Here is a 25,418-nt window from a genome sequence, read left to right on the forward strand (position 1 = left end):
GGGCCGTCCGCGTCGCACCACCTTCGGACCACCTGACCAGCACCACCACCAGCGCGGGACGCACGCCCTCGAGGCGTACGGCCCCGGAACGGTTACCCCGAGGAGATTTGCGGTGAAGAGAATGAGGACCTACCTGCCGTCCCGAAAGGTCATCGCGGTGCTCGCCGCGGCGTTGCTCGCCACCGGCACGGCGGCCTGCGGCAACAGCGACACGGGCGACAACGCCGGCAAGGGCGACGACGGCAAGATCACGCTCGGCTTCTCCCAGGTCGGTGCGGAGAGCGGCTGGCGTACGGCGAACACCACCTCGATCAAGGAGGCCGCCTCGGCCGCCGGGATCGAGCTGAAGTTCGACGACGCGCAGCAGAAGCAGGAGAACCAGATCAAGGCCATCCGCAACTTCATCCAGCAGAAGGTGGACGTGATCGCCTTCTCGCCGGTGGTGGAGTCCGGATGGGACACCGTGCTCAAGGAGGCCAAGGACGCCAAGATCCCGGTCATCCTCACCGACCGGGCGGTCGACTCGGCCGACAAGTCCCTCTACAAGACCTTCCTCGGCTCGGACTTCGTCAAGGAGGGCCGGCTCGCCGGGGAGTGGCTGGTCGAGCAGAAGAAGGCGGCCAGCGGCCCGGTCAACATCGTCGAGCTGCAGGGCACGACCGGTTCGGCGCCGGCGAACGACCGGAAGAAGGGCTTCGCCGAGGCGATCGCGGCCAACCCGAACCTCAAGATCATCGCGTCGCAGTCCGGTGACTTCACCCGTGCCGGCGGCAAGCAGGTGATGGAGCAGTTCCTCAAGGCCAACCCGAAGATCGACGTGCTCTTCGCGCACAACGACGACATGGGCCTGGGCGCGCTCGAGGCGATCACCGCGGCCGGCAAGGTGCCCGGCAAGGACATCACCATCATCACGGTCGACGCGGTGAAGGACGGCATGCAGGCCCTGGCCGACGGGAAGTTTAACTTCATCGCCGAGTGCAGCCCGCTGCTTGGCCCCCAGCTCATGGAGCTGGCCAAGAAGGTGCACAACGGCGAGGAGGTCCCGGCCCGGATCGAGACCGAGGAGACCACCTTCACCCAGGAGCAGGCCAAGGAGGCGCTGCCCAACCGCAAGTACTGACCGGACCCCGGGGGGTGCCGACACCCCCGGAACCCGATGCGGCGGCCGGGCCTCGGGCCCGGCCGCCGCGCGGCCCGATCGACCGGAGCACGCCGGTCGCCTTCTCACCAACCTCAGGAGGAAAGGTCCGGTGGCATGACAGGCAGCCATCCAGTCCTGACGATGACGGGGATCAGCAAGTCGTTCCCCGGGGTCCGCGCGCTCGACAACGTGGACTTCCGCCTCTTTCCCGGCGAGGTGCACGCCCTGATGGGCGAGAACGGCGCCGGCAAGTCGACCCTCATCAAGGTGCTGACCGGTGTCTACGGCACCGACCAGGGCACCGTGACGCTCGCCGACGAGCAGGTGTCCTTCACCGGTCCGATGCAGGCCACCGCCGCCGGGGTGAGCACCGTCTTCCAGGAGGTGAACCTCTGCACGAACCTCTCGGTGGCGGAGAACATCTTCATCGGCCGGGAGCCCCGGCGGCTCGGCGCGGTCCGCTGGGGCGAGATGCGCCGCCAGGCGCGGGCCCTGCTCGCCCGGCTCGACCTGGACATCGACGTCAACGCGCAGCTCGGCAGCTACTCCCTGGCCGTGCAGCAGATGGTGGCGATCGCCCGCGCCATCGACATCAAGGCCCGCGTCCTGGTCCTGGACGAGCCGACCTCCAGCCTCGACGCCGGTGAGGTCGCCCAGCTGTTCCGGGTCATGCGGCAGCTGCGCGACGACGGCATCGCCATCCTGTTCGTCACCCATTTCCTGGACCAGGTCTACGAGATCGCCGACCGGATCACCGTGCTGCGCAACGGCCAACTCGTCGGCGAGTACCTGACCGGCGAGCTGCCCCAGCTCGGCCTCGTGGAGAAGATGATCGGCAAGGAGCTGCGGGTGCTCGAGCGCCTCGACGAGCAGCCCCGCCGGGCCGCCACCGACCGGGCCACGGGCACCCCGCTGCTGGACGTGCACGAGCTGGGCCGCCGCTCGGCGGTGGCGCCGTTCAGTCTGACCATCCACGAGGGTGAGGTGGTCGGCCTCGCCGGCCTGCTCGGGTCGGGTCGTACCGAGGTGGCCCGGCTGCTGTTCGGCGCCGACCGCGCCGACCACGGCGACGTCCGGGTGCAGGGGTCGCCGGCGTCGCTGCGTACCCCGGTGGCCGCCATCGGGCACGGCATCGGCTTCTGCTCGGAGAACCGGCGGGCCGAGGGGATCATCGCCGAGCTGTCCGTACGGGAGAACATCATCCTCGCGATGCAGGCCGCCCGGGGCTGGTTGCGGCCCATTCCCCGCCGCCGCCAGGACGAGCTGGTCGAGCGGTACGTGCGGGCGTTGAGCATCCGGCCGGCGGACCCCGAGCTCCCGGTGGGCAACCTCTCCGGCGGCAACCAGCAGAAGGTGCTGCTCGCGCGTTGGCTGATCACCGAGCCGCGCCTGCTCATCCTCGACGAGCCGACCCGCGGCATCGACATCGGTGCCAAGACGGAGATCCAGCGGCTGGTCGCCCAGCTCTCCGACGGCGGCATGGCGGTGCTCTTCGTCTCCGCCGAGTTGGAGGAGGTGCTGCGCCTCAGCCACAAGATCGCCGTGCTGCGCGACCGGGAGATGGTCGCGCAGCTCACCAACGACCAGGACGTCGACGCCGACCGGATCATGCAGAGCATCGCCGCCGGCGCCGGGCACGAGGGGGTGCCGTCATGAGCAACCGAACCGCCGGCTACCGGGCGTTGACCACACACCGGCTCTTCTGGCCGATCGTCGTCCTCGTCGTCCTGCTGGCCGCGAACACCGTGTACCGGCCCGGCTTCCTGTCCGTGCAGATGCGCGACGGCCACCTGTACGGCAGCCTGATCGACATCCTGCGGCTGAGCGCGCCGCTGATCCTCGTCGCGCTCGGCATGACGCTGGTGATCGCCACCGGCGGCATCGACCTCTCCGTCGGCTCGCTCTGCGCGATCAGCGGCGCGATCGCCTGCCTGCACATCAGCGAACAGCCCGACCAGAACAGCGTCGGCGGCGTGCTCACCGCGCTGGCCCTGGGCCTCGGGGTGGCGCTGGTGCTCGGCGCCTGGAACGGCGTGCTGGTCGCCGTCATCGGTATCCAGCCGATCATCGCCACCCTGATCCTCATGGTCGCCGGCCGGGGCCTGGCCCAGCTGATCACCGAGGGGCAGATCCTCACCATCAACTCCGACCCGTACAAGGCGATCGGCGTCGGTCATCTGCTGACCCTGCCGCTGGCCATCTTCATCGCGCTCGCCGCCGCGCTGGTGGTCGCCGCGTTCACCCGGCGGACCGCGCTCGGCCTGATCATCGAGTCGGTCGGCGGCAACGCCCAGGCCAGCCGGCTGGCCGGCATCCGCTCCGCGCGGATCACCTTCCTGGTGTACGTGATCAGCGCGGCCTGCGCCGCGGTCGCCGGCTTCATGATGACGGCGAACGTGTCCAGCGCCGACGGCAACGCCGCCGGGCTCTGGGTCGAACTCGACGCGATCCTCGCCGTGGTCATCGGCGGCACCTCGCTCGCCGGTGGCCGGTTCTCCCTGGGCGGCACCATCCTCGGCGCGCTGCTCATCCAGACCCTCACCACCACGGTGTACGCCATGAACATCTCGCCCCAGACCTCGCTGCTGTTCAAGGCGGTCGTGGTCATCGCGGTCTGCCTCATCCAGGCGCCGGGCTTCCGGGCCCGGTTCGCCCGACGCCGGCCCTCAGCGGCCGCGCCCGCCCCCGTGACCGAGCAGCCGAAGGAGCAGGTGCCGGCATGACCACCCTGTCCCTGTTGACCACCCGCACCTGGTCGCGACTGCCCCGGCGGCACGTCCCGGTCCTGGCCACCCTGGTCCTGTTGCTGGTCCTCTACGGCGTCGGCGTCTCGCAGTACCGGGCGTTCTCGAACATCCAGGTGATCTTCAACGTCTTCATCGACAACGGCTTCCTGCTCGTCGTCGCGGTCGGGATGACCTTCGTGATCCTCACCGGTGGGATCGACCTCTCCGTCGGCTCGGTCGTCGCGATGACCGCCATGGTGTCGGCGTTCCTGCTGCGGGAAGGGCTGCCGGCGGCGCTGGTGCTGGTCATCGCGCTGCTCATCGGCCCGACGCTCGGTTTCCTGATGGGCTGCGTGATCCACTTCTTCGACATCCAACCGTTCATCGTCACCCTCGCGGGAATGTTCTTCGCCCGCGGCATGTGCACCTTCATCAGCGGCTCGTCGATCCCGATCACCGACGGGTTCTGGACCAGGATGTCGCAGGAACGGATCGGGAACCCGAGCGGAAACTTCGTCTCGATCAGCGTGCTCATCGCCTTCGCGGTGGTCGCCGTTGCGGCGTACACGCTGGCCTACACCCGGCTGGGCCGCAACGTGTACGCCATCGGCGGCAACCCGCAGTCGGCGCTGCTGATGGGCCTGCCGGTCGGGCGGACCCGGATCGCCGTCTACACCATCAGCGGTCTCTGTGCGGCGATCGGCGGCATCCTGCTCTCCTTCTACACCCTCTCCGGCGCGCCGCTGATCGCCGTCGGCATGGAACTGGACGTCATCGCCGCCGTGGTCATCGGCGGGACCGTGCTCACCGGCGGCTCGGGCTACGTCTTCGGCACCGTGCTGGGCGTGCTCGTGCTCGGGGTCATCCAGACGCTGATCACGTTCGACGGCAGCCTCAACTCCTGGTGGACCAAGATCGTGATCGGCGGCCTGCTCTTCGCGTTCATCCTGCTCCAACGTCTGATCGGAATCCGCTACAAGTGACCGACCATCTCGCGGAAGGCAACCCCATGGCAACGCACGCTGAGCCTGAGATCTGGTTCCTGACCGGCAGTCAGGCCATGTACGGCGAGGACACCCTTCGCCAGGTGGCCGACCAGTCGCGGCAGATCGCGGCGGCGCTCGACGACTCGCCGCACATCCCTGCCCGGGTCGTCTGGAAACCGGTCCTCACCACCAGCGGCGACATCCTGCGGGTCTGCCGGGACGCCGCCGCGCGCGGGGCCGTCGGCGTGATCGCCTGGATGCACACCTTCTCGCCCGCCAAGATGTGGATCGCCGGCCTGGACGCGCTGCAGACGCCGCTGCTGCACCTGCACACCCAGGCGAACGTCCTGCTGCCCTGGGACGAGATCGACATGGACTTCATGAACCTCAACCAGGCGGCGCACGGCGACCGCGAGTTCGGGTTCATCCAGACCCGCCTGGGGGTGGCCCGCAAGACCGTCGCCGGGCACGTCAGCGACCCGCGGGTGGTGTCCCGGGTGGGTGCCTGGGCGCGGGCGGCGATCGGCTGGTCGGCGATGCGCTCGCTGCGGCTGGCCCGCTTCGGCGACAACATGCGCGACGTGGCGGTGACCGAGGGCGACAAGGTGGAGGCCGAGCTGCGCTTCGGCGTCTCGGTGAACACCTACGGGGTCAACGACCTCGTCCAGGTGGTCGGCGAGGTCACCGACGCGCAGGTGGACGACCTGGTGAAGGAGTACGACGACAGCTACCGGATGGTGTCCGAGCTGCGCCCCGGCGGCGACCGGCACGAGTCGCTGCGCTACGCCGCCCGCCTGGAACTCGGCCTGCGGGCCTTCCTCGAGCGGGGCGGGTTCCGCGCCTTCACCACCAACTTCGAGGACCTGGGCGGGCTGCGCCAGCTCCCGGGCATCGCGGTGCAACGCCTGATGGCCGACGGCTACGGCTTCGGCGGCGAGGGCGACTGGAAGACCTCCGTCCTGGTGCACACGCTCAAGGCGATGGCGGTCGGCGTCGACGGCGGCACCTCGTTCATGGAGGACTACACCTACGACCTGACCCCGGGCCGGGAACTGGTCCTCGGCGCGCACATGCTCGAGGTCTGCCCGAGCATCGCCGCCGACGTGCCGGCCGTCGAGATCCACCCACTGAGCATCGGCGGACGGGAGGATCCGGTCCGGCTCGTCTTCGACGCCGAGCCCGGTCCCGCCGTCGTGCTCGGCCTGGCCGACATGGGCGAACGGTTCCGGCTGGTCGCCAACGAGGTCGACGTGGTGGCGCCGCCGCACCCGCTGCGCCGGCTGCCGGTGGCCCGGGCGGTCTGGCGCCCGCGTCCGCACCTGGCCGGTTCCGCCGAGGCGTGGATCACCGCGGGAGCCCCGCACCACACCGTGCTGTCCCAGGCGGTCGGGGCCGAGGAACTGCACGACCTGGCCGAGATGAGCCGGACCGAGCTGGTCGTCATCGACGCCGACACGGACCCGCGCCGGTTCGCCGACGAGATCCGCTGGAACCAGGCGTACTACCGGCTCGCCCGGGGGTTCTGAAGCCCGTCCGCCGCGAGTCACGCGGTCCGCTCGCCCGGGCCCGGCAGGTGGTCACCGCCTGCCGGGCCCGGCCGCGCTGGCGGGACGGGTCAGCAGCCGGTGGGGTGCCGCCAGCGGATTGCTGGACCGGTCCACCCTGGCCGACGCCGCTCGTGATCCGGCCGCCGCGGCTCGCGGTCGGGCCGTCGCCGTTCGGATCCGGCAGCCGTGGCTCGCGGTCGGGCCGCCGCGGCTCGCGGTCGGGCAGTACCGGTCCGCCGCGGCCGCCGCGACCGCTTGCCGCGCGGTCCGGCCGAGGTGCACATGTTATCGATAACAAGGGTGGACCGTCCGCTGTGGCGGCAGTTGTTCTGCTGACCGAACTTCGGCGACGGCCCTTGACCGATGACATCAATGGATTGCGATGTTATCGCTCACACGGTAGCTTGTCGCTGGGGAGCGAAGGGCACGTCCTGGCGGAGCGATCGGGCCGCGATCCGGGCGACGCGGCACATCGTCCAGGGCCGCCGCCGGTCGGCGCGCACCGCCGGCTCAGCCCCGAGCGACGCGAGCCCCGCACCGTCCACCGTGGCGGTGACCGCCGGACCCGTCCGGCCCGCCCGTCCCGGGCCGGGACGGGCGCAGAGCCGCACCAATCCACCCCTGTCCCGTCCCGCCGCCGGCGCAGCGCCGACCGCCGGCCGGACCGTCACCTGTGACGGCGTACGCCGCCACGGGAAGGAGATCCGATGAGACCCTTCGCCTCGGGCCGCCGCTGGGCCGCCGGCCTCGCGGCCGGCCTGCTGCTGGCCGGCACCCTGACCGCGCTGCGGCCGGACACCGCCCAGGCCCTGGAGAACGGGGTCGCCCGCACCCCGCCGATGGGCTGGAACAGCTGGAACTCGTTCGGCTGCAACATCAACGAGACGCTGATCCGGCAGGCCGCCGATGCCATCGTCAACAGCGGCATGCGCGACGCCGGCTACCAGTACGTCGTTGTCGACGACTGCTGGTTCAACCCGAACCGGGACTCCGCCGGCAACCTCCAGGGCGACCCCGGCCGGTTCCCCAGCGGCATGAAGGCGCTCGGCGACTACCTGCACGGCAAGGGCCTGAAGTTCGGCCTCTACCAGGTGCCGGTCGACCGGACCTGCGCGCAGTACTTCAACTCCTACCCGGGCGCCACCGGCAGCCAGGGCCACGAGGCGCAGGACGCCCGGCAGTTCGCCGCGTGGGGCGTGGACTTCCTCAAGTACGACTGGTGCTCGCCGAACGGCACGATCGACCAGCAGGTGGCGACCTTCGCGAAGATGCGCGACGCGCTCGCGGCGACCGGCCGGCCCATCGTCTACAGCATCAACCCGAACAGCATCCACGCCAAGACCGGCCCGCAGCGCAACTGGGGCGACGTGGCCAACATGTGGCGGACCACCGAGGACATCACCAACGCCTGGGACACCGGCCAGACCAACGGCTACCCGATGGGCATCCAGAACATCATCAACGTCACCGTGCCCCTGGCCGGGTACGCGCGCCCGGGGGCGTTCAACGACCCCGACATGATGGAGGTCGGCCGGGGTGGCATGACCGACACCGAGATGCGCAGCCACTTCGCCATGTGGGCCGTGCTCGCGTCGCCGTTGATCGCCGGCAACGACGTACGGTCGATGAACTCGGCCACCCAGAGCATCCTGACCAACCGGAACCTGATCGCGATCAACCAGGACACCCTCGGCCGGCAGGCCACCCAGGTCTCCTTCGACGGCACCCGCCGGGTGCTGGCCAAGCCGCTGGCCAACGGTGACGTCGCGGTGGCCCTGTTCAACCAGGGCAGCAGCACCACGACGATCTCCACCACCGCGGCGGCCGTCGGCAAGAGCGGCAGCAGCTTCACCCTGCTCGACGCGTGGACCAACGCCACCAGCAGCACCAGCGGCACCATCTCGGCCAGCGTCCCGGGGCACGGCACGGTGGTCTACCGGGTCAGCGGCGGCGGCACCAGCACGCCGCCCCCGACCACCCCGCCCCCGACCACCGGCGGCACGCTGGTCAGCGCCGCCTCCGGCCGATGCCTGGACGTGCCGCAGAGCAACACCGCCAACGGCACGCAGCCGGTCATCTGGGACTGCAACGGTGGCAGCAACCAGCGCTGGACGGCCAACGGGGACACCCTCCAGGCCCTGGGCAAGTGCCTGGACGCGCCGCTGAACGCGTCCGCGGGCGCCAAGGCGCAGATCTGGGACTGCAACGGCGGGACCAACCAGCGTTGGACCCGCAACTCCGACGGCACCATCCGGAACCAGCAGTCCGGCCTCTGCCTCGACGTCAACGGCGCGGCCACCGGCAACGGCACCACCGTGATCCTCTGGACCTGCACCGGCGCCGCGAACCAGCGGTGGACCCTGCAGTAGGAGCGGTCCGCCCGCAGCGGGTCGACACCCGCTGCGGGCGCGGTCCACGCCCCCGGCCACACCTTTGCCAGCAGCCGTGGCCGGGGGCGCGGTAGCGTCGCGGCCATGAGTGACGACAGCTTCCGCTCGGTGCGGATCGAGCGCACCGGCATGGGGACGTACGCCGTGCGGAACACCCGTGGCGGGTCGATGTCCGTGGGGATGGGCGAGGACACCAGCTTCACCCCGGTGGAACTGCTGCTCGCCGCCATCGGCGGGTGCACGGCCATCGACGTGGACCTGATCACCAGCCGGCGGGCCGAGCCGATCCAGTTCTCCGTCGACGTCTCCGGCGACAAGATCCGGGACGAGGCGGGCGGCAACCGGATGCGGAACCTGAAGGTCGAGTTCACCGTGACGTTCCCGGCGGGCGCGGAGGGCGACCGGGCGCGGGAGGCGCTGCCCCGGTCGCTGCAACAGTCACACGACCGGCTCTGCACCGTCTCCCGTACCGTCGAACTCGGCACTCCCGTCGCGATCGAGATCGACGGCGCCGCCGGGGCCCGGCAGGAGCAGGAGAGCAGCGACGACCGGTGAGGGCTCACCCGCACCGGTCGCGCCGCCGGTAGGCCCGGGTGCCCGCGCCGGTCACCGCGACCGCCGCAGCCAGCATGACGGCGACCGCCGCCCAGTTCGGCCGGTCCGCCCGTTCCGGCTCGCGGCCGCCGACGGGCGGGGCCGCCGACCACCGGCGAGGCCCCTGGCGACGCCCGGAACGGGCGGTGGCGGGGGGCCGATATGATCGCCGGGATCCATGGCGCGCCGGGAAGTCTGGTCGGCACCGTGAACGACCGTGCGCTCCGGAGGGTCCCCTTGCTGCTGCTGTGCTTCGCCGCCGTCCTGCTCGCGGCCGTGCTCGTGTCGGCGCTCGCACACCGCACGATCCTGTCCACCGCGGCGTTGTTCCTGGTCGCCGGGTTCGTCCTGGGGGAGGGCAGCACCGGGGTGCTGCACCTGCACGCCGATTCGCCGATCGTGGCACAGCTGGCGGAGCTGGCCCTGTTCGCGGTGCTGTTCACCGACGGCATGCGGGTGGGTTGGGCGGACCTCCGGTCGGCGTGGCGGCTGCCCGGGCGGGCGCTGGGCTGGGGCCTGCCGTTGACACTGCTGGTCACCGCCGCCCTGGCACACTACGTGGCCGGGCTCGGGTGGGCGGAGTCGTTGCTGATCGGGGCGATCCTGGCGCCCACGGACCCGGTGTTCGCGGCCGCGCTGGTGGGCAACGACAAGGTGCCGGCGCGGTTGCGGCACCTGCTGAACGTCGAGTCGGGCGTGAACGACGGGCTGGCGCTGCCGTTCGTGGTGGTGCTGCTCGCGGTCGCGGCCGGCTCCGACGACCTGCACCTGGGGGAGCTGGCCACCGAACTGGCGGTCGGACTGGCGATCGGGGTGCTGGTGCCGCTCGCGGCGATCGCGCTGGAGCGGACCCGGTTCTTCGCCGCGTCGGCGGCGTACGCGCCGCTGAACGGGGTCGCGATCGGCCTGCTGGTGCTGGCGCTGGGCAAGGTGACCCACGGCAACCTGTTCCTGGCCGCGTTCGCGGCCGGCATCACCGTGGCGACGTTCGGGCCGCGGGAACGGTCCGCCTTCGAGCACTTCGGCGAGAACATGGCCGAGTTGCTGAAGCTGGCCGCGCTGCTGGTGTTCGGCGCGCTCATCTCGCCCGCGTTCCTCGGGGAGATCGCGTGGACCGGCTGGGTGTTCGCCGTGCTGGCGATCGTGGTCGCCCGGCCGGTCGCCCTGTGGGTGTCGTTCCTGCGCAGCGGCCTCGGCCTGCGCGAGCAGGCCGCGGCGATGTGGTTCGGGCCGAAGGGCTTCGCCTCGGTCGTCTACGGGCTGCTGGTGCTCGAGTCCGGCATCGGGGCCGCCGACGAGATCTTCCACCTGGTGGCGTTGACCATCGTCGTCTCGATCCTGGCGCACTCCTCGACCGACGTCGTGGTCGCCCGGGCCTTCGACGACAGCCGCGACACGCCGAACTGGCACGGTGTGGTGAACCGGATCCAGCGGGCGCGACGACGGCCGGGGCAACCCGTCACCGACCCGGCCGGGAGCGGAACCGGGCGGGCCGGGAGCGGAGCCGAGCGGGCCGGGAGCGGAACCGAGCGGGCCGGCCGGGACGGTGACGGGGACGGCGCGGCGGTCGGGGATCAGGCCAGCAGGAAGTAGCGCAGCCACAGGTAGGGCACGGCGAGCCCGACGGTGACCAGGGTGACCAGGATGCCGTACCGGGTGAACTGCCAGAAGGTGATGCGCTGGCCGGCCCGCTCGGCCAGGCCGAGCACCACGACGTTGGCGGAGGCGCCGACGGCGGTGGCGTTGCCGCCGAGGTCGGCGCCGAGCGCGAGCGCCCACCACAGCACCCGGGACTGCCCGGCGCCGCCCTGGGCCTGCACCAGATCGGCGACGACCGGGCTCATGGTGGCCACGTACGGGATGTTGTCCACGATCGCGGAGAGCGCCGCGGATCCCCAGAGGAGCACCATCGTTGCCGGCAGCAGCCGGCCCTCGGTGGCGTTGATCGCGGCACGGGAGATCTGCTCCACCACGCCGGTGTTGACCAGCGCGCCGACCATGATGAACAGGCCGGCGAAGAAGACCAGGGTGGGCCACTCCACGTCCCGGCTGATCTCGCCGGCGTCGAGCCGGGACAGGGCCAGCAGCAGCAGACCGCCGAGCAGGGCCACCACCGCCGGCTCCAGGTGCAGGGTGGTGTGCAGGACGAACGCGGCGGTCACCGCGGCCAGCACGGCCAGGCCGAGCGTGAGCAGTCGGCGGTCGCGAATGGCGTCGCCCTCGTGCAGGGCGGCGATCTGCGCCGCCCGCTGCGGGTCGTAGCGGAACGCGTCCCGGAACAGCACCCGGCACAGGCCCAGGAAGACCACCAGCAGCAGCACCACGAACGGCGCGAGGTGGATGAGGAAATCGTTGTAGGACAGGCCGCCCCGGCTGCCGATGATGATGTTCGGCGGGTCGCCGACCAGGGTCGAGGTGCCACCGATGTTCGAGGCCATCGCCTCGGCGATGAGGAACGGCGCCGCCGGCACGCCGAGCCGCTCGCAGACCAGGAAGGTCACCGGGGCGACGAGCAGGACGGTGGTGACGTTGTCCAGCGCGGCCGACGCGACCGCGGTGATCAGCACCAGGATGACCATCACCCGGTACGGGCGCCCCCGGGCGCGTTTCGACGCCCACACCGCCACGTACTCGAAGCCGCCGGTGCGTTTCAGCACCGCGACGATGAGCATCATGCCGACGAGCAGGAAGATCACGTTCCAGTCGATGCCGGCCTGCTCGGAGAAGAAGGCGTGCGCCGTGTCGGTGGCCCCGATCAGGAACATCACGGCGGCGCCGCCGAGCGCGGCGGCCACCCGGTGGATCTTCTCGGTGGCGATCAGGACGTACGCGACGGTGAAGACGGCGACCGCCGCCCAGGCCACGCCCGTCATCCGGCGAGCATCCGGTCGAGCAGGGCGTCGAGGGTGACGCCGCCGATCATCGGGGCGCGGGGCGCGGCCACCGCGACCAGCGGGCTGCGCTTCTGCGCCATCACGGCGGCGATCTCGAGCGCGGTCGCCTGCGGGTCGACCACCGGCGGCTCGGGATGCTCCGGCGGCAGCAGATCAGCCACCGTACGCCCCTCGGCACCGCGCAGGAACACGTCCGCCGAGGGCTCATCGATCATCCGGGCCAGGGTCGGATCCTCCCGGCAGTAGCCGGGAATCACCAGGCGCAGCACCTGGGTGCCGGGCAGCACGGTGACCGGGCAGCCGCGCTCGTCGACCACGATCAGACCCGGCAGGTTGTGCCCGGCCAGCAACCGGGCCGCCTCCAGCACCGACGTGGCCAGGGTGATGGTCGGCAACGGTACGGCCAGATCTCGGGCTCGCACGACGGCTCCTGTGGGTTCGGGACACGACGGGTCACACGCCGACCAGACTTCCCGGCACACCGACGATCACCCTAGCGGCCGGAGTCCCGGATCTCACCCGTACCCGGAAGCGGCGGTCGGCGTCACCGGCGGCCGCGACCTCCCGAGAACAGCGTCATCGCGTTGCACACGTCGAAGACGCCGGGGACGTCCCAGGCCAGCTCGGCGGCGGCCCGCCGGGTTTCCTGGTCGGCCACCATGCCGGTCAGGATGACCACCCGGTTCTGCACCGACACGGAGATCTGCTGGCGGCGGGTGGTCCAGTCGATACTGAGCCGCTGCGCCACCAGCGCCGCGAGCCGCAGATCCCCGTCGAGCGGTTGGTCGTCCCGGTGGAACGGGTTGTGGTCGGGATAGGGCCACGGCATCATCGGGCAACCTCCCTGCTCGCCAGGGGCGAGACCGCCCGGGCTGGTGCCCCGACTGCCCGGGTGCAGTGCCGGAAGGCGGCGGCGCGGGTCGGGAAAATGGGAAAGACCTGTTCCAGTCGCATCGTGTGCAGCACCGTCCGGATGAATCGGGACGGCGCGACCAGGCAGAGCGTCCGTCCCTCGTTACGGGCGTCCTGGTGGGCCCGCACGAGCAACCCCAGGCCGGTGGAGTCGATGGTGGCCACGTCGCCGAGATCCACCAGCACCTGCGGGCCCAGCGTGAACGCCTCGCGCAGCGCCCGCCGCACCGACTCCGCGGTGTCCACCTCCGCGACCGGCCGGTCATCCGGCCCGTCCAGGTCGTCGATGCCCAGCGGATTGCCCAGCCCGGACGCGCCGCCGCCCACCGACGGGTCGAGCGAGCACCGGGGGCAGTGGTGCGGGCCGGAGGCGAAGGCGGAGCCGCTCCACCCGTTGTCGAGGACCAGCGTCCACACCACCTCGGCGTCCGGCAGGACGTTGCCCCCGCCGGTGACGGTGTCACCGCAGCCGTCACAGATCATGCTCAGCAGATTCTCCGTCGGTACCACCGTCATGCCTGACCTCCCACCGTCCGGCCGTCCCGCAGCCGGTCCCCGTCCTCCGGCCGGCCGGCCGGACCACCGCTCAGCTCGGGCGTCCGGCGCCGGCCGGCGGCCACCACGCCCAGGACGACCGCCGGCAGGGCCAGGCCCACCTGGGCCATCAACCGGTGCGGCGCCAGGTTGTCCAGGTCCATCCCGAGCAGCCGGGCGATGACCGACCCCAGCAGGGCCGCCGCCACGCCGAGCGCGATGGTCAGCCACACCGGAGCGGCCTTCGGGCCGGGCAGGGCCAGCCGCCCCAGCAGACCGACGCCGACGCCGACGGCCAGGGCGCTGAGAAGCGCGCTGCCACCCACGTTGCTCTCCTCTCCGTCGTGGTCAGGGCGTTGCCGGGCCGACCCGGGCGCGCCCCCGTACCGGACCGATCGGTCCGCCCGCGGCCTCGCCGCGCCGCGACGGGGGCGGCGGCGGGGGTGACGTGACGATCCGCAGGACCTGATCGAGGTGGGCGCCGTCGAGGATCCGCCGGATCCGGGGATGGGGATCGCGCACGGTGAGCGACCCGCCACTGCGGGTCAAGCGACGCTGGACATCCAGGAGCAGGCCGATGGCGGCGGCGTCGATCTGCCGGCACTCGGACAGGTCGATCACGACCTCCGCCGGTTGCAGGGACAGGACCCGGTCGAGGGCCGCGCCGACCTCGGCGAGGTGGGGCAGGTCCAGCTCGTCGACGATGTCGAGCTCGACCCGGGGCACCCGGCACTCCGGCTCGGGTGGGTGGCGCGAGGTCACTGACGGCTCCTCCTCCGAAGGGGTGGTTGTCCGATTCCCTGACGACTCTGGGTACGGATCGTGGAGGTCCCTGCGCAGGTTCATGACAGTTGTGTGACAAAACCGGGTGGGCCGCCACCGGGTTGGGCATCGCGACACGGAGCAGGGATGATGCCGCTATGACGGCCGTACTGGTGATCGAGGACGACGACCGGATCCGGCTGGCCCTCCTGCTCGCGCTGGAGGAGGAGGGTTACACCGCGTACGGGGCGGCCAGCGCCGAGGAGGGACTGCGCCGGCACCAGCAGACGCCGGCCGACAACATCCTCGTCGATCTGATGCTGCCGGGCCTCGACGGCTTCGAGTGCATCCGGCAACTGCGCCGCGACGACGACGTACCCATCGTGGTGGTCAGCGCGCGCGACGACACGCATGACATCGTCGCGGCGCTGGAGGCCGGCGCGGACGACTACCTGGTCAAACCGGTGGCGATCAAGGAACTCACCGCCCGGCTGCGGGCGCTGCGCCGGCGGGCGCGGGCCGGCACGGCGGTCTCCGTCCAGGTCTTCGGCGACCTGGAGGTCAGCGCCGAGGCCGGAGAGGTGCGCCTCGACGGTCGCCCGGTCGCCGTGACCAGGACCGAGTTCCGGCTGCTCTGCGAGCTGGCGCTGCACGCCGGCAAGGTGCTGTCCCGCCAGCAGCTGCTACAGCGGGTGTGGGGCTACGACACCGGCGACGAACGGCTGGTCGACGTGCACGTCGGCCGCCTCCGGCAGAAGATCGAGCGGGACCCGACCAACCCCCGGCACCTGGTGACGCTGCGCGGGCTCGGCTACAAGCTGCAGCGATGAACCGCCTCGGACTGCGCGCCCGGGTCACCGCCGCGTTCGCCGTCGGCGCCGCACTGCTCGCCGCGGCGATGGCCCTGTTCTCGTACGACCTGACCCGTCGGTCCCTGCTGGAGGAGCGGGAACGCACCGCCGTGCGGGCGGCGTTCTTCGACGCCGCGGTGGTCCGCTCCGGCCTCGACACCGACGCGCCGGACATCGCGGCGGTGCTCGGCTCCCTGGACACCGGCAGCGCCCGGCGGCCGCTGCTGCACCGGGACGGGCGGTGGTACGCCCGGAGCGCGGAGATCCGCGGCAGTTCCGTCCCCGAGGAGCTGCGGCGGACCGTCTCCTCGGGCACGCCGGCCGTGCAGCGGGTCCGCGCCGACGGGCAACCGGCCCTGCTGGTCGGCGTGCCGCTGTCGGCGACGGTCAGCTACTACGAGATCACCTCGATGCGGGAGGTCGAGGAGACCTTCCAGCTGGTCGCGTTGACCCTCACCGCCGTGGCCATCATGGTGGCGGGCGCCGGCGCCGCCCTCGGCTGGTACGCGACCCGGCACAGCCTCCGCCCGCTGACCGCGGTCGCGGACGCGGCCGAGCGGATCGCCGCCGGCGACCTGGAGACCCGCCTCGACCCGGCCACCGACCCGGACCTGACCCGCTTCTCCACCTCCTTCAACCGGATGGTCGAGCAGCTGGCCCGGCACCTGGAGCGGGACCGCCGCTTCGCCGCGGACGTCAGTCACGAGCTGCGCTCACCGTTGCAGACCCTGGCCGCCGCCGGCAGCGTGCTGCAGCGCCGCCGGGAGCATCACGACGAGCGGACCGCGGTGGCCGCCGGCCTGGTGGCCGACGAGATCAACCGCTTCCAGCGGCTGGTCGACGACCTGATCGAGCTGGCCCGCGCGGAGCAGCCGACCAACCGCGAACCCGTCGACGTCGCGGCGCTGGCCGGCGAGGTGTGCCACCGCCACGGGCTGCCGGCGGACCTGGTGCGGGTTGTGCCGCCGGGCGCCCACTGGCAGGTCGACCGGCGCCGGGTCGGGCAGATCCTGCACAACCTCGTGGAGAACGCGGTCCGGTACGGCGGCGGGCCGGTCGCGATCCGGCTCGGCTGCGCCGGCGACGGCACCGGGGTGATCGAGGTCGACGACGACGGGCCCGGTGTGCCCGTACCGGACCGCGAAGTGATCTTCGATCGTTTCGTCCGTGGCCGGGCGGCGCACGACCGGGCCCGCACCGACGGCACCGGGCTCGGGCTCGCCCTCGTCGCCGAACACGCGGCCGCGCACGGTGGTCGCGCGATGGTCACCGATCGCCCCGAGGGCGGCGCCCGGTTCCGGGTGGAGCTGCCGGGATGTGCCGGATGAGACGTCTCGGGCTGGTCGCCATCGGCGTCGTCCTGCTGGCCGCCGGGTGCGGCGTGCCGGTCGACGACGCGCCCCGCCCCGTCCCGGTGCCGCCGGGACCGTTCGCCAACCCGGCGCCCGACGCCACCGCGACCAGCTCGGGGCGGAGCGCCGAGCCGCTGTGTTTCCTGCGCGACGACCGCCTCGTCCGGGTCGTCCGGCCGGTGGACTATCTGCCCGACGTTGCCACCCATCTGAAGCACCTGCTCGCCGGGCCGACGGAGGCCGACCGGGACGGTGGCCTGACGAGCGCGCTGACCGGAGGGGCGGTGCACACGGGTGGCCGGCTCACGGCCGGCGTGGCGGAGGTCGAGGTCGCCGAAGCGGCCGACGAGAGCGGACGCAGCGACGAGATCCTGGCCTTCGGCCAGATCGTCTGCACGCTGACCAGCCGGGTCGACGTGCACGCGGTCACCTTCCGGCGGGACGGCCGGCCGCTGGAGGTGCCGCGGGCCGACGGCGCGCTCACGACGGAGCCGCTCACCGCGGCCGACTACCGGTCGCTGATGGCGGCCCGCTGAGCCGCCCGGCGGCTCCGGTGGGCCCCGCCGGGCGACGGCCCGGACCCGGCCCCGGACGGGTGCCGCTGGGCCCGGGGGAGCGGGACGGGCGGCCGCCGTCGTAACCTCTGCTGGCGGTGCCGCCGCCCGGTCGCGGCGACCGGGGCGGGGCCGGGACGATGTGAGGGGCAGTGGGGGAGCGGCACAGGCGAGCGTGGGGACGGCGGAGCGCCGGATGGGCCGCGGTGACGCTGGCCCTGGTGCCGGCCGGCGCGGTGGTGGCGCCACCACCGGCCGGCGCGGTGTGGGTGGCGGCGCCACCGGCCGCCGCGGGCGCGCTGCCGCTGCGGGCACCGTCGCCCGCCGGGGTGCCGGTGTGCCGGGTACGCGACAGCCGACTCAACGAGATCTCCGGGCTGGCCGTCACGGCGGGCGGGTTCGTGGTGGTGAACGACAGCGCCGACGACGAGCCCCGCCGCCGGATCTTCTTCCTCGACCAGGGCTGCCGGGTGACCCGCACGGTGCGGTACCCGTCGCGTCCCCGGGACACCGAGGACCTGGCCGTCGGGACCGACGGCGCGGTGTGGATCGCCGACACCGGCGACAACGACCGCTCCCGGCGGACCGTGGCCGTGTGGCGGCTGCCGGCCGGCGGCGACCGGCCGGTGCTGTACCGGCTGACCTACCCGGACGGGGCACACGACGCCGAGGCGCTCCTGCTCGACGGCACCGGACGGCCACTCATCGTGACGAAGCAGGGCGGTGCGGCCGGGATCTACGGCCCGGCGGGTGACCTCGTGGCGGGGCGCGCCGTGCCGCTGGTCCGGCGGGGGCAGGTGGCGCTGCCGGGCACCGGCACCAGCAACCCGTTCGGGTTCCTCGGCCGCGCGGTGGTCACCGGCGCGGCGGCCTCCCCGGACGGCCGGCGGGTGGTGCTGCGCACCTACGCCGACGCGTTCGAGTTCGACGTGCCGGGTGGCGACGTGGTGGCCGCGCTGACCGGCGGCACACCGCGGGTCGTGCCGCTGCCGGACGAGCCGCAGGGCGAGTCGATCGCCTACAGCCGGGACGGCCGCTCACTGCTCACCGTCTCCGAGGTCGCCGACCAACCCGCCGGTACCCGCCCGACCATCCTGCGCTATCCCGCTCCCGGTACGCCCCGCTCACCGAGTGCGCCGGCGACGACGGCGGCGCCGGCGTCCACCCGGGCCGCGTCGCCGGCCGTCGCGGCACCGTCCGATCGGAACGACCGTCGCGGCCTGCCGACCGTGCTGCTGGTCGGGGCCGGGCTGGCCGCCGCCGGCCTGCTCGCGATGATCGCGGCCCGCCGCGCTAAGCGCTGACCGCCCGGCACCGCTGTCCGGCCTCCGGGTACCCCCCGGCCGGCGCGGTCAGCCGTCGCTGCCGGGCAGACCGCCGGATCCGCCGGCAGCCCCGGCGCGGTGGCCGCCGGCCGGCATCCGGGCGGGCGTGGCGTGACGGACGAGCCGGCTGGGTAGGGGAATCGAATGCCAGAAGTGGGTGACCTCGTCGGCGCCCGGTACCGCCTGACCGAGCGGATCGCCGCCGGCGGAATGGGTGAGGTGTGGCGCGCCGTCGACCAGACGCTGAAACGCGACGTGGCGGTCAAGGTGCTGCATGGCCGCGCCGTGACCCAGGCGAGCGCCGGTGAGCGGTTCCGGCGGGAGGCGCGGGCGATGGCGGCGCTGCGCCACCCCGGCGTCGCCGAGGTGTACGACTACGGTGAGACGGGCCTGCCGGGCGAGCCCGGCACCGCGTACCTGGTCATGGCCTACGTGCGCGGCCAGCCGCTGTCGGCCCGGATCGCGGAGGCCGGCCGGCTCGGCACCGCCGAGACCATGTCGATCGTCGCGCAGACCGCCCGCGCCCTGCAGGCCGCGCACGAGGTCGGGGTGGTGCACCGTGACGTGAAGCCGGGCAACCTCGTGATCGAGCCGGACGGGCACGTCGTGCTCGTCGACTTCGGCATCGCGCTCTCCGCCGACGCGGCGGAACTGACGGCGGCCAACCAGGTCATGGGCACGGCCCTCTACATGGCACCGGAGCAGCTCGCCAAGACCGGTGTCAGCCCGGCCGTGGACATCTACGCGCTCGGCGCCGTCGCCTACCACTGCCTCGCCGGCCATCCCCCGTTCCCGGGCGACAATCCGATCGCGGTGGCGCTGCGCCGCCTCGACGAGGAGCCGCCGCCGTTGCCCGACGACGTCCCGGCGACCGTCGGTGACCTGGTCGTGACCGCCATGGCCCGGGAGCCGGAGCGGAGATTCCCGACCGCCGCGGCAATGGCCGACACGGCCGCCACCCTCACCGGACCGCCGGGCGAACACCCGGATGCCGGACCGCTCGGTCAGCACCCGGATGCCGGACGGCCGGGTGAGCGTTCTGCCGCCGGACCGCTGGCGGCGGGCCTGGCTGCCGGGCCGTTGGGGGAGGGTGTGGCCGCCGGGCCGCTGGGGGAGGGTGTGGCTGCCGGGCCGTTGAGGGAGAGCCCGGCTGCCGGGCCGGCCACCGTGGCCGTACCGCCGGCCGTCGCCCCGCGGTCGGCATCCGCCGCCGGTCCGACCGGGTGGGCCGGCCGACGGCGGGCCCTGGCCGGGCTGGTCGTGACGGGCCTGGCCGCCGTTGCCGCCGTGCTGGTCTTCGCCGACGGCACCGGCTGGTCGCCGGGCCGCTCCGGAGAACCCACACCGTCCGTGACCCGGTCGGGCGAGCCCGGCCCCGCCGGCGGCGACCCTCGACAGACGCCGGCGAAGGCGCGCGACACGACCCCTGACCGCCGTGCGACCCCGACCGCCGGCGGAGGGTCCGGCGCCGCGTCGGCCGCCCCGCAGCCGTCCCGCACCGACCGTCCCGCGCCGACCGGCGGCACGCCGTCGGACGCCCCGGCCAGCGAGTCGCCGGCCGAGCCCAGCGCGGCACCGACCGACGAGCCGGACACCCAGTCCAGCGCGCCGTCACCGCAGGCGACCCCGAACTGACCGGTCGATCAGCCGGACCGACTTGCCCGCGGTGACCTGGAGGCGGCGGCCGCCGCAGGCCGGTCCGGGGCGATGCGCAGTGCCCAGGCCCATGGCTGGCGGTCCTGCACGGGTGCGCCGCGCCCGCCGACCAGCGGGAGCGTCGCCGGATCCGCGCCGGCGCGCCCGCCAGGGCCGGCCGGCCACCAGCACCTGCCCCACGCCGAAGGCGGCTCAGGAGGCGGTGAGGTCGGTGCAGTGCGCGATCGTCGCATCGTCCGCCGGCACCGCGTGGCGGGCCTCGGCCTGGCGGACACGTCGGATGATCTCGGCGGGCCCGCTCGCCGTGAGGAGGGCCATGACGGCTGGCCAGTCGGCGAGGTGGAAACGGTCCACGAGGCGACTGGCACCGTTGCTGAGCAGGACCGCCCCGGCCAGCTCGGCGGCCGGACAACGCCCGGTGAGCGCCTCGTCCGCCGCCCGCGGGTCGTCCTTGGCCAGCCAGAAACCGCCCGGCTGGTTACGGTTCGCGCGCAGCTCCCGCAGGATCCGGTGGTACGCGTCGCTTCCCTCGGCGGTGGCCTCCAGCTCGGACTGGTACGCGCGCCTGATGACCACCTCGCGTGGATCGGAACGGATCAGCGGCGGCCCGTCCGCCCGGTCGAGCATGACGGACGAGTCGCCGAGCACCAGGTGCTCGACGACGCCGTCGGCGACGCGCAGCATGGCGACGGTCGCCGACGGGCTGATGGGGTCGGCGACGTCGCAGGTGTCCCGATGGGCGTCCGTCACCCGGTCGATCGCCTCGGCGAGCAGCGCGGGAAGGCCGCGGTCCGGCACCAGAGACAGGAGGCCGAGCAGGGTGCCGCCCAGCCGGCTCGCGTACCAGGCCACGCCGTGTCGGCAGACGGCTTCGGCGCCGGGGATGCCAGCGCCGTCGATCAGCACCGCAGCCGTGGGTACGGCGCCGGTGAAGTCCTCGTTCGCGCGGTCGGCCCGGGCCGCCGCGCTCGCCATCGTCACTCGCACGGCTGCCGGCTGATCTCGGCGAGGACGTGGTCCACGTGTGGGCGTACCCGCGCCCTCAGCTCGTCACTCCAGCTCTCCTCGGAGTACCGACGGTTCAGGTACAACTCCTTGGCATGCCGGAGCACGGGGCGGTGCTCGGCCGGCAGCCGGGCCAACGCCCAGTCCGCGGCGGCGTCCTTCGACCGGATCTCACCGGTGGCGAGGGTGGTCCAGACGCGGGCGAAGGTCAGCAGGACGTTGCGGGTGTCGTCGTCGAGATTCTGGCGCAGGCCGGGAATGCCGGCCATGGTCGCGCGGACCAGGTCCGCGTGCGGAACCGGGTCGAGGACCTGCGCGGGCGGCGCACCGGTGAGCGGATGGTCGCCGGCCAGCACCGTCGCGACCAGCAGGGCCAGGTCGGGCATGGGTGCCGGCTGAGGTGGCCCGCCGACCTCGAAGTCCTGGCGCAGCCATTCGCCGTAGTGGAAGTCGCAGATCGGCGGGTACCGCCACGGGCGGACCTCCGACTGGACGACCACGGTGAGTTCGACGGGGCGGGCCTGGTTCCGGGAACCGGAGAGCGGGAACAGCCCGTCGAGGAGCTGACGCCGCTCCTGGTCGTTCAGGGGCCGCCGGGTGATGACCAGAACGTCCAGGTCGCTGGCCGGTTTGAGGCCACCGAGCACCGCGGAGCCGTGCAGGTAGCTCCCGACCACCTCCGGACCCAGGACGCGGCCCACCAATCCGACGATCTCCCGAAGCTGATCCATCGCGCCAGTTTCGGCCCTCGGCGGGCACGGCGCACCCGGATTTCCGCCGGCCGGCATGGCCTTCGCGGGCGCCGGGTATGGGGTGGTGGTGACCGGACCTGAGCAGAGCAGACGGCAGCAGGAAGAAGCGCTCGAGAGCGGCGAAATCTACCAGGACACCGAGGGACGCCGGACCGACGATCCGCGTGCCGGCGCGGGGCACGCGCGCAGTGAGGCCGACCGGAACGCCGAGCACCTGCGGCGCGGCGAGGTCGGCCCGGGCGTACCGGAGCAGTAGCGGCCGCCGGTCCGCCCGGCCCGCCGACGCGGGTGCGGGCGGCGACGCGGGCCGGCACAGCCGACGGTCCGCGTACCGCTCAGCGGCGCTGGTTGTCGAGCATCTCGTTGAGGTGCAGCGCCGTGGTGATGAGCGCGAGGTGACTGAACGCCTGCGGGAAGTTGCCGATCTGCTCGCCGGTGAGGGCGATCTCCTCCGCGTACAACCGCAGGTTGCTGCTGAAGGTGAACATCTTCTCGAAGGTGAGCCGGGCGTCGTCGAGCCGGCCGGCGCCGGCGAGCGCCGAGACGTACCAGAAGGTGCACATGTTGAAGGTGCCCTCGTCGCCGGGCAGCCCGTCGGGTGCGGCCGCGGGGTCGTACCGGTGCACCAGGCTGTCGGAGACCAGCTCCTCCTCGATGGCGCGCAGCGTCGACCGCCAGAGCGGGTCGGTGGGGGTGATGAAGTTGACCGCCGGCATGATGAGCAGCGCCGCGTCGAGGACGCTCTCCCCGTAGCTCTGCACGAAGGAGCGGCGGATCGGGTGGTAGCCGCGCTCCATGATCTGGTTGTAGACGGTGTCGCGCTGCTCGACCCAGCGGTAGACGTCGGCCGGCCGACCGTGCCGGCCGGCGAGGCGGATCGCCCGGTCGAAGGCGACCCAGGACATCATCCGGCCGTACGTGTAGTTGCGGGGGTGGTGGCGGCTCTCCCAGATGCCCGCGTCGGGCTGGTCCCAGTTGCGACAGAGCCAGTCGACGAGCCGGACGGTGCTGCGCCACACCTGGTGCGAGGGCCGGATGCCCTGCTGGTCGGCGAGGTGCATGGCGTAGAGGGCCTCGCCGTGGATGTCGAGTTGCAGCTGGTCGGCCGCGCCGTTGCCGATCCGCACCGGGCCGGAGCCGCGGTAGCCCTCGAAGTGTTCGAGCACCTCCTCGTGCAGGTCGGAGGAGCCGTCCACCCGGTACATGATCTTCAGGGGGGCGGCGTTGTCGCCCGCCTCGCGGATCCGCTCGTCCAACCAGTCCACGTACCGGCTGGCCTCCTCGGTGAAGCCGAGGCCGAGCAGCGCGTGCACCGAGAAGGAGGTGTCCCGGATCCAGGTGTAGCGGTAGTCCCAGTTGCGGGTGCCGCCGATCTGCTCGGGCAGCGAGGCGGTCGGCGCGGCGATCATCGCGCCGGTCGGGGCGTACGTCATGAGCTTCAGGGTGATCGCGGACCGTTCCACCATCTCCCGCCAGCGCCCGCCGTAGGTGGAGCGCTCCAGCCAGCGGCGCCAGAAGTCGAGGGTACGTTCGAACATCGCCTCGACCTCTTCGGCCGCCATGATCCGGGGACCCCGGACCGAGGCGGTCTCCAGCACGACGCCGCCGGTCTCGCCCTCCTGGAGGGTGACCCGGCCGACCAGGTCGTGACCGTTCTCGACCTCCCGCTCCCGGAACAGCTTCGGGACCGGGCGGACCGGGTTGAGCGTCAGGCTCAACGACGGGCTGCGGAAGACGAACCCCTCGGGGTGCACCTCCAGCTCGTGGCGCTCCCGGCCGTAGTCAAACCGCGGCCGGCACTCCAGCTTGAAGGGCATGCTGCCGCGGATCATCCGGACCAGCCGGACCAGGCGGTGCTGGTCGGTGGGGCGGTCCCCGGCGATCGGCATCCAGTCGATGATCTCGGCGACCCCGTCGGCGCTGATGAAACGGGTGATCAGGATCGGCGTGTCGGGCTGGTAGAGCTGTTTGGTCACGTAGCGCACGCCGTCGGGGGAGATCCGGAAGTAGCCGCCCCGGACCCGGTCCAGCAGCGCCGCGAAGATGCTGGGGGAGTCGAAGCGCGGTGCGCAGAACCAGTCGATGGTGCCGTCACACGTGACGAGGGCAGCCGTCTGGAGGTCACCGATGAGCCCGTGGTCCTCGATGGCGGGATAGTCGTCCACGCCGCCCTCCCCACGTCACCTGTTTCCGTTCGGACGGTAGACGCCGTGGGGTGGCGTGGGACGCCGGAGCGGGCGACGGTCACCCGTCGGGGGTATCCCGCCGCGACGGCGCCGCCCGGCGGGGCGCGGTGCTCAGGGCGGTCGACGACACCGACCGCGCCGCCGCGGGTACGGGTCAGCCGTCGACCTCGATCACCTCGTCCGGCGTCCGTCGCGGCGTGGCCGGCGGCTCGCCGTCGGGCGCCCAGCCGACCCGGATCACCAGGTACGGCTCGCCGACCCCGGCGAGCAGGTCGCGCAGCATCCGGCGCGGCCAGGCCAGCTCGATGGCGTCGCTGATCGGCGCGGTGGCCAGTCCGTCGGCGGTGGCGGTGAGCAGCAGCGCGGACAGTGCCTCGCCACCGCGCAGCCAGGCCGCCGGGTCGTCGCGTTCGCCGAAGAGGATCACGTACGCGGCGCCCCGGTCGAAGCCGTCGCCGGCGCTGAGCCCGGCCGTGCCGCCCGGGGCGTGGTCGCGTAGCGGCACCCGGCGGGGCGCGGGCCGTACGGCGGCGGCGGCGGGCACCCCGTCGCCGGATCCGGCCGGCCGGTCGGTCCACCGGCGCAGTTCCGCCCGGTACGCGGGATCGGCCAGCTCGGCGTCGGCGGCCCGGGCGGTGGTCACGGCGAGCATCGGCATCTGGTCGTCCCGGACCAGGTGCAGGTAGGACTCCTCGGCCTCGACCGCGGCGCGCAGCCGGGACAGCAGCGCCGCCGACACCGGCCGATCGGTGTAGGCCCGGCGGTCGGTGTGCCGGCGGGTGATGGCCTCGACCAGCCGGCCGGCGGTGAGGTCCAGGTCGGCCGGGCCGGTGACCCGCAGCCGGGCCAGCAGCGCCGGGTCGTCCGGATCGGGCAGCCGGCTGACGGTCGCCGCCCAGCCGGTCGCGGCCAGCCACACCCGGGCGTGGTGCAGCGCGGCACCGCAGCTCAGGGTGAGCAGCCGGCCGTCCGGGTCGGTGGTGGTCAACCGCCGGTCGGGGTCGGCGCGCAGCTCGAGCGCGTCCGGGGTGACCCGCCAGCGCCAGGGCTGGGTGTTGAACACCGAGGGGGCGTGCCGGGCCTGCCGGGCCGCGGCCTCCAGCACCTCCGCCACGGGGGTCTGCTCGGTCCAGGTCGATGGCCGGCTCATGGTGCGCCTCCTCGTTGCTCGTCCCCTTTCGACCCTGCTCTCGCGGCGGGGGCGAAGGCCAGGGCCGGAGGGCCCAGGGCGGCGGGCCGGGCGGCCCGCGC

The 25,418-nt window shown here is 73.0% G+C and carries 24 protein-coding genes; 14 read left to right on the plus strand and 10 right to left on the minus strand.

Going from position 1 to position 25,418, the window contains the following annotated elements; genetic code table 11:
- Positions 1–121 precede the first annotated feature (121 nt).
- From LQ51_RS27035 to LQ51_RS27070, 8 genes are all read left to right on the plus strand, one after another.
- On the plus strand, positions 122–1,120 hold the full coding sequence (locus LQ51_RS27035) for an ABC transporter substrate-binding protein (RefSeq protein ID WP_046570543.1): 999 nt from the start codon (positions 122–124) through the stop codon (positions 1,118–1,120).
- 135 nt (positions 1,121–1,255) lie between these two features.
- Positions 1,256–2,797 (plus strand): sugar ABC transporter ATP-binding protein, encoded by a 1,542-nt coding sequence (locus LQ51_RS27040; protein WP_046570545.1) that lies wholly within the window; start codon positions 1,256–1,258, stop codon positions 2,795–2,797.
- Positions 2,794–3,864, plus strand: coding sequence for an ABC transporter permease (locus LQ51_RS27045; RefSeq protein WP_046570547.1), 1,071 nt, complete (start codon positions 2,794–2,796; stop codon positions 3,862–3,864). Before LQ51_RS27040 ends, LQ51_RS27045 begins: the two co-directional genes overlap by 4 nt.
- The gene (gene yjfF, locus LQ51_RS27050) at positions 3,861–4,850 is read left to right on the plus strand and encodes a galactofuranose ABC transporter, permease protein YjfF (RefSeq protein ID WP_046570548.1); all 990 of its coding nucleotides are present in this window, start codon (positions 3,861–3,863) and stop codon (positions 4,848–4,850) included. Before LQ51_RS27045 ends, yjfF begins: the two co-directional genes overlap by 4 nt.
- A gap of 26 nt (positions 4,851–4,876) precedes the next feature.
- Positions 4,877–6,379 (plus strand): L-arabinose isomerase, encoded by a 1,503-nt coding sequence (gene araA, locus LQ51_RS27055; protein WP_046570584.1) that lies wholly within the window; start codon positions 4,877–4,879, stop codon positions 6,377–6,379.
- Between the two features lie 728 nt (positions 6,380–7,107).
- Positions 7,108–8,769, plus strand: a complete 1,662-nt coding sequence (locus LQ51_RS27060; protein ID WP_046570550.1) for a glycoside hydrolase family 27 protein — start codon at positions 7,108–7,110, stop codon at positions 8,767–8,769.
- A gap of 105 nt (positions 8,770–8,874) precedes the next feature.
- Positions 8,875–9,345 carry an OsmC family protein gene (locus LQ51_RS27065; RefSeq protein WP_046570552.1) on the plus strand — a complete coding sequence of 157 codons (471 nt, stop codon included), beginning with the start codon at positions 8,875–8,877 and terminating at the stop codon, positions 9,343–9,345.
- A 276-nt stretch (positions 9,346–9,621) separates the two neighbouring features.
- Positions 9,622–10,977 carry a cation:proton antiporter gene (locus LQ51_RS27070; protein WP_046570585.1) on the plus strand — a complete coding sequence of 452 codons (1,356 nt, stop codon included), beginning with the start codon at positions 9,622–9,624 and terminating at the stop codon, positions 10,975–10,977.
- Here LQ51_RS27070 and LQ51_RS27075 read toward each other — a convergent pair.
- The 6 genes from LQ51_RS27075 to LQ51_RS27100 form a co-directional block, all read right to left on the minus strand.
- On the minus strand, positions 10,959–12,257 hold the full coding sequence (locus LQ51_RS27075) for an ArsB/NhaD family transporter (protein ID WP_046570554.1): 1,299 nt from the start codon (positions 12,255–12,257) through the stop codon (positions 10,959–10,961). The two genes, LQ51_RS27070 and LQ51_RS27075, sit on opposite strands and share 19 nt — an antisense overlap.
- Entirely contained in the window at positions 12,254–12,700 is a 447-nt protein-coding gene (locus tag LQ51_RS27080; RefSeq protein ID WP_046570555.1) for a CBS domain-containing protein, read from the minus strand. Before LQ51_RS27080 ends, LQ51_RS27075 begins: the two co-directional genes overlap by 4 nt.
- Before the next feature lie 122 nt (positions 12,701–12,822).
- Complete coding sequence (locus tag LQ51_RS27085) at positions 12,823–13,110, minus strand: BON domain-containing protein (protein ID WP_046570556.1); 288 nt, start codon at positions 13,108–13,110, stop codon at positions 12,823–12,825.
- A complete protein-coding gene (locus LQ51_RS27090) occupies positions 13,107–13,706 on the minus strand; it encodes an STAS domain-containing protein (RefSeq protein WP_046570558.1) in 600 nt (199 codons plus the stop codon). The genes LQ51_RS27085 and LQ51_RS27090 overlap by 4 nt, the downstream gene beginning before the upstream one ends.
- Positions 13,703–14,050 (minus strand): hypothetical protein, encoded by a 348-nt coding sequence (locus tag LQ51_RS27095; RefSeq protein WP_046570560.1) that lies wholly within the window; start codon positions 14,048–14,050, stop codon positions 13,703–13,705. The genes LQ51_RS27090 and LQ51_RS27095 overlap by 4 nt, the downstream gene beginning before the upstream one ends.
- 22 nt (positions 14,051–14,072) lie before the next feature.
- Complete coding sequence (locus LQ51_RS27100) at positions 14,073–14,486, minus strand: STAS domain-containing protein (RefSeq protein ID WP_046570562.1); 414 nt, start codon at positions 14,484–14,486, stop codon at positions 14,073–14,075.
- A 158-nt stretch (positions 14,487–14,644) separates the two neighbouring features.
- On the opposite strand from LQ51_RS27100, the gene LQ51_RS27105 reads away from it, so the two are divergent.
- The 5 genes from LQ51_RS27105 (at position 14,645) to LQ51_RS27125 (ending at position 20,203) form a co-directional block, all read left to right on the plus strand.
- The gene (locus tag LQ51_RS27105) at positions 14,645–15,316 is read left to right on the plus strand and encodes a response regulator transcription factor (protein ID WP_046570564.1); all 672 of its coding nucleotides are present in this window, start codon (positions 14,645–14,647) and stop codon (positions 15,314–15,316) included.
- The gene (locus LQ51_RS27110) at positions 15,313–16,665 is read left to right on the plus strand and encodes a sensor histidine kinase (RefSeq protein WP_046570566.1); all 1,353 of its coding nucleotides are present in this window, start codon (positions 15,313–15,315) and stop codon (positions 16,663–16,665) included. The genes LQ51_RS27105 and LQ51_RS27110 overlap by 4 nt, the downstream gene beginning before the upstream one ends.
- On the plus strand, positions 16,662–17,225 hold the full coding sequence (locus LQ51_RS27115; protein WP_046570567.1) for a GerMN domain-containing protein: 564 nt from the start codon (positions 16,662–16,664) through the stop codon (positions 17,223–17,225). The genes LQ51_RS27110 and LQ51_RS27115 overlap by 4 nt, the downstream gene beginning before the upstream one ends.
- Before the next feature lie 224 nt (positions 17,226–17,449).
- Positions 17,450–18,547: an NHL repeat-containing protein gene (locus tag LQ51_RS27120; RefSeq protein WP_304413737.1), complete on the plus strand. Its 1,098-nt coding sequence runs from the start codon at positions 17,450–17,452 to the stop codon at positions 18,545–18,547.
- A 174-nt stretch (positions 18,548–18,721) separates the two neighbouring features.
- Positions 18,722–20,203, plus strand: coding sequence for a serine/threonine-protein kinase (locus LQ51_RS27125; RefSeq protein WP_052745080.1), 1,482 nt, complete (start codon positions 18,722–18,724; stop codon positions 20,201–20,203).
- A 213-nt stretch (positions 20,204–20,416) separates the two neighbouring features.
- On the opposite strand, the gene LQ51_RS27130 is transcribed toward LQ51_RS27125, so the two are convergent.
- Both LQ51_RS27130 and LQ51_RS27135 read right to left on the minus strand, forming a co-directional pair.
- On the minus strand, positions 20,417–21,199 hold the full coding sequence (locus tag LQ51_RS27130) for a hypothetical protein (RefSeq protein WP_046570572.1): 783 nt from the start codon (positions 21,197–21,199) through the stop codon (positions 20,417–20,419).
- Positions 21,200–21,201: 2 nt separating this feature from the next.
- The gene (locus LQ51_RS27135; protein WP_046570573.1) at positions 21,202–21,960 is read right to left on the minus strand and encodes an aminoglycoside adenylyltransferase family protein; all 759 of its coding nucleotides are present in this window, start codon (positions 21,958–21,960) and stop codon (positions 21,202–21,204) included.
- Between the two features lie 88 nt (positions 21,961–22,048).
- Between LQ51_RS27135 and LQ51_RS27140 the strand changes: the two genes are divergently transcribed.
- Positions 22,049–22,237, plus strand: coding sequence for a hypothetical protein (locus LQ51_RS27140; RefSeq protein ID WP_046570589.1), 189 nt, complete (start codon positions 22,049–22,051; stop codon positions 22,235–22,237).
- A 79-nt stretch (positions 22,238–22,316) separates the two neighbouring features.
- On the opposite strand, the gene LQ51_RS27145 is transcribed toward LQ51_RS27140, so the two are convergent.
- Both LQ51_RS27145 and LQ51_RS27150 read right to left on the minus strand, forming a co-directional pair.
- Positions 22,317–24,146, minus strand: coding sequence for a glycoside hydrolase family 15 protein (locus tag LQ51_RS27145; protein WP_046570576.1), 1,830 nt, complete (start codon positions 24,144–24,146; stop codon positions 22,317–22,319).
- Positions 24,147–24,321: 175 nt separating this feature from the next.
- Positions 24,322–25,317, minus strand: a complete 996-nt coding sequence (locus tag LQ51_RS27150) for an Acg family FMN-binding oxidoreductase (protein WP_046570578.1) — start codon at positions 25,315–25,317, stop codon at positions 24,322–24,324.
- Between the last annotated feature and the right edge of the window lie 101 nt (positions 25,318–25,418).

Source organism: Micromonospora sp. HK10 (assembly GCF_000982955.1).
Taxonomy (GTDB): Bacteria; Actinomycetota; Actinomycetes; order Mycobacteriales; family Micromonosporaceae; genus Micromonospora.

What these genes read in the sequence shown, in the direction of transcription:
- LQ51_RS27035 (WP_046570543.1), top strand. Translation starts at nt 122, where the DNA reads ATGAGGACCTACCTGCCGTCCCGAAAGGTCATCGCGGTGCTCGCCGCG.
- LQ51_RS27040 (WP_046570545.1), top strand. Translation starts at nt 1,256, where the DNA reads ATGACAGGCAGCCATCCAGTCCTGACGATGACGGGGATCAGCAAGTCG.
- LQ51_RS27045 (WP_046570547.1), top strand. Translation starts at nt 2,794, where the DNA reads ATGAGCAACCGAACCGCCGGCTACCGGGCGTTGACCACACACCGGCTC.
- yjfF (WP_046570548.1), top strand. Translation starts at nt 3,861, where the DNA reads ATGACCACCCTGTCCCTGTTGACCACCCGCACCTGGTCGCGACTGCCC.
- araA (WP_046570584.1), top strand. Translation starts at nt 4,877, where the DNA reads ATGGCAACGCACGCTGAGCCTGAGATCTGGTTCCTGACCGGCAGTCAG.
- LQ51_RS27060 (WP_046570550.1), top strand. Translation starts at nt 7,108, where the DNA reads ATGAGACCCTTCGCCTCGGGCCGCCGCTGGGCCGCCGGCCTCGCGGCC.
- LQ51_RS27065 (WP_046570552.1), top strand. Translation starts at nt 8,875, where the DNA reads ATGAGTGACGACAGCTTCCGCTCGGTGCGGATCGAGCGCACCGGCATG.
- LQ51_RS27075 (WP_046570554.1), bottom strand. Translation starts at nt 12,257, where the DNA reads ATGACGGGCGTGGCCTGGGCGGCGGTCGCCGTCTTCACCGTCGCGTAC.
- LQ51_RS27085 (WP_046570556.1), bottom strand. Translation starts at nt 13,110, where the DNA reads ATGATGCCGTGGCCCTATCCCGACCACAACCCGTTCCACCGGGACGAC.
- LQ51_RS27090 (WP_046570558.1), bottom strand. Translation starts at nt 13,706, where the DNA reads ATGACGGTGGTACCGACGGAGAATCTGCTGAGCATGATCTGTGACGGC.
- LQ51_RS27105 (WP_046570564.1), top strand. Translation starts at nt 14,645, where the DNA reads ATGACGGCCGTACTGGTGATCGAGGACGACGACCGGATCCGGCTGGCC.
- LQ51_RS27110 (WP_046570566.1), top strand. Translation starts at nt 15,313, where the DNA reads ATGAACCGCCTCGGACTGCGCGCCCGGGTCACCGCCGCGTTCGCCGTC.
- LQ51_RS27115 (WP_046570567.1), top strand. Translation starts at nt 16,662, where the DNA reads ATGAGACGTCTCGGGCTGGTCGCCATCGGCGTCGTCCTGCTGGCCGCC.
- LQ51_RS27130 (WP_046570572.1), bottom strand. Translation starts at nt 21,199, where the DNA reads ATGGCGAGCGCGGCGGCCCGGGCCGACCGCGCGAACGAGGACTTCACC.
- LQ51_RS27135 (WP_046570573.1), bottom strand. Translation starts at nt 21,960, where the DNA reads ATGGATCAGCTTCGGGAGATCGTCGGATTGGTGGGCCGCGTCCTGGGT.
- LQ51_RS27150 (WP_046570578.1), bottom strand. Translation starts at nt 25,317, where the DNA reads ATGAGCCGGCCATCGACCTGGACCGAGCAGACCCCCGTGGCGGAGGTG.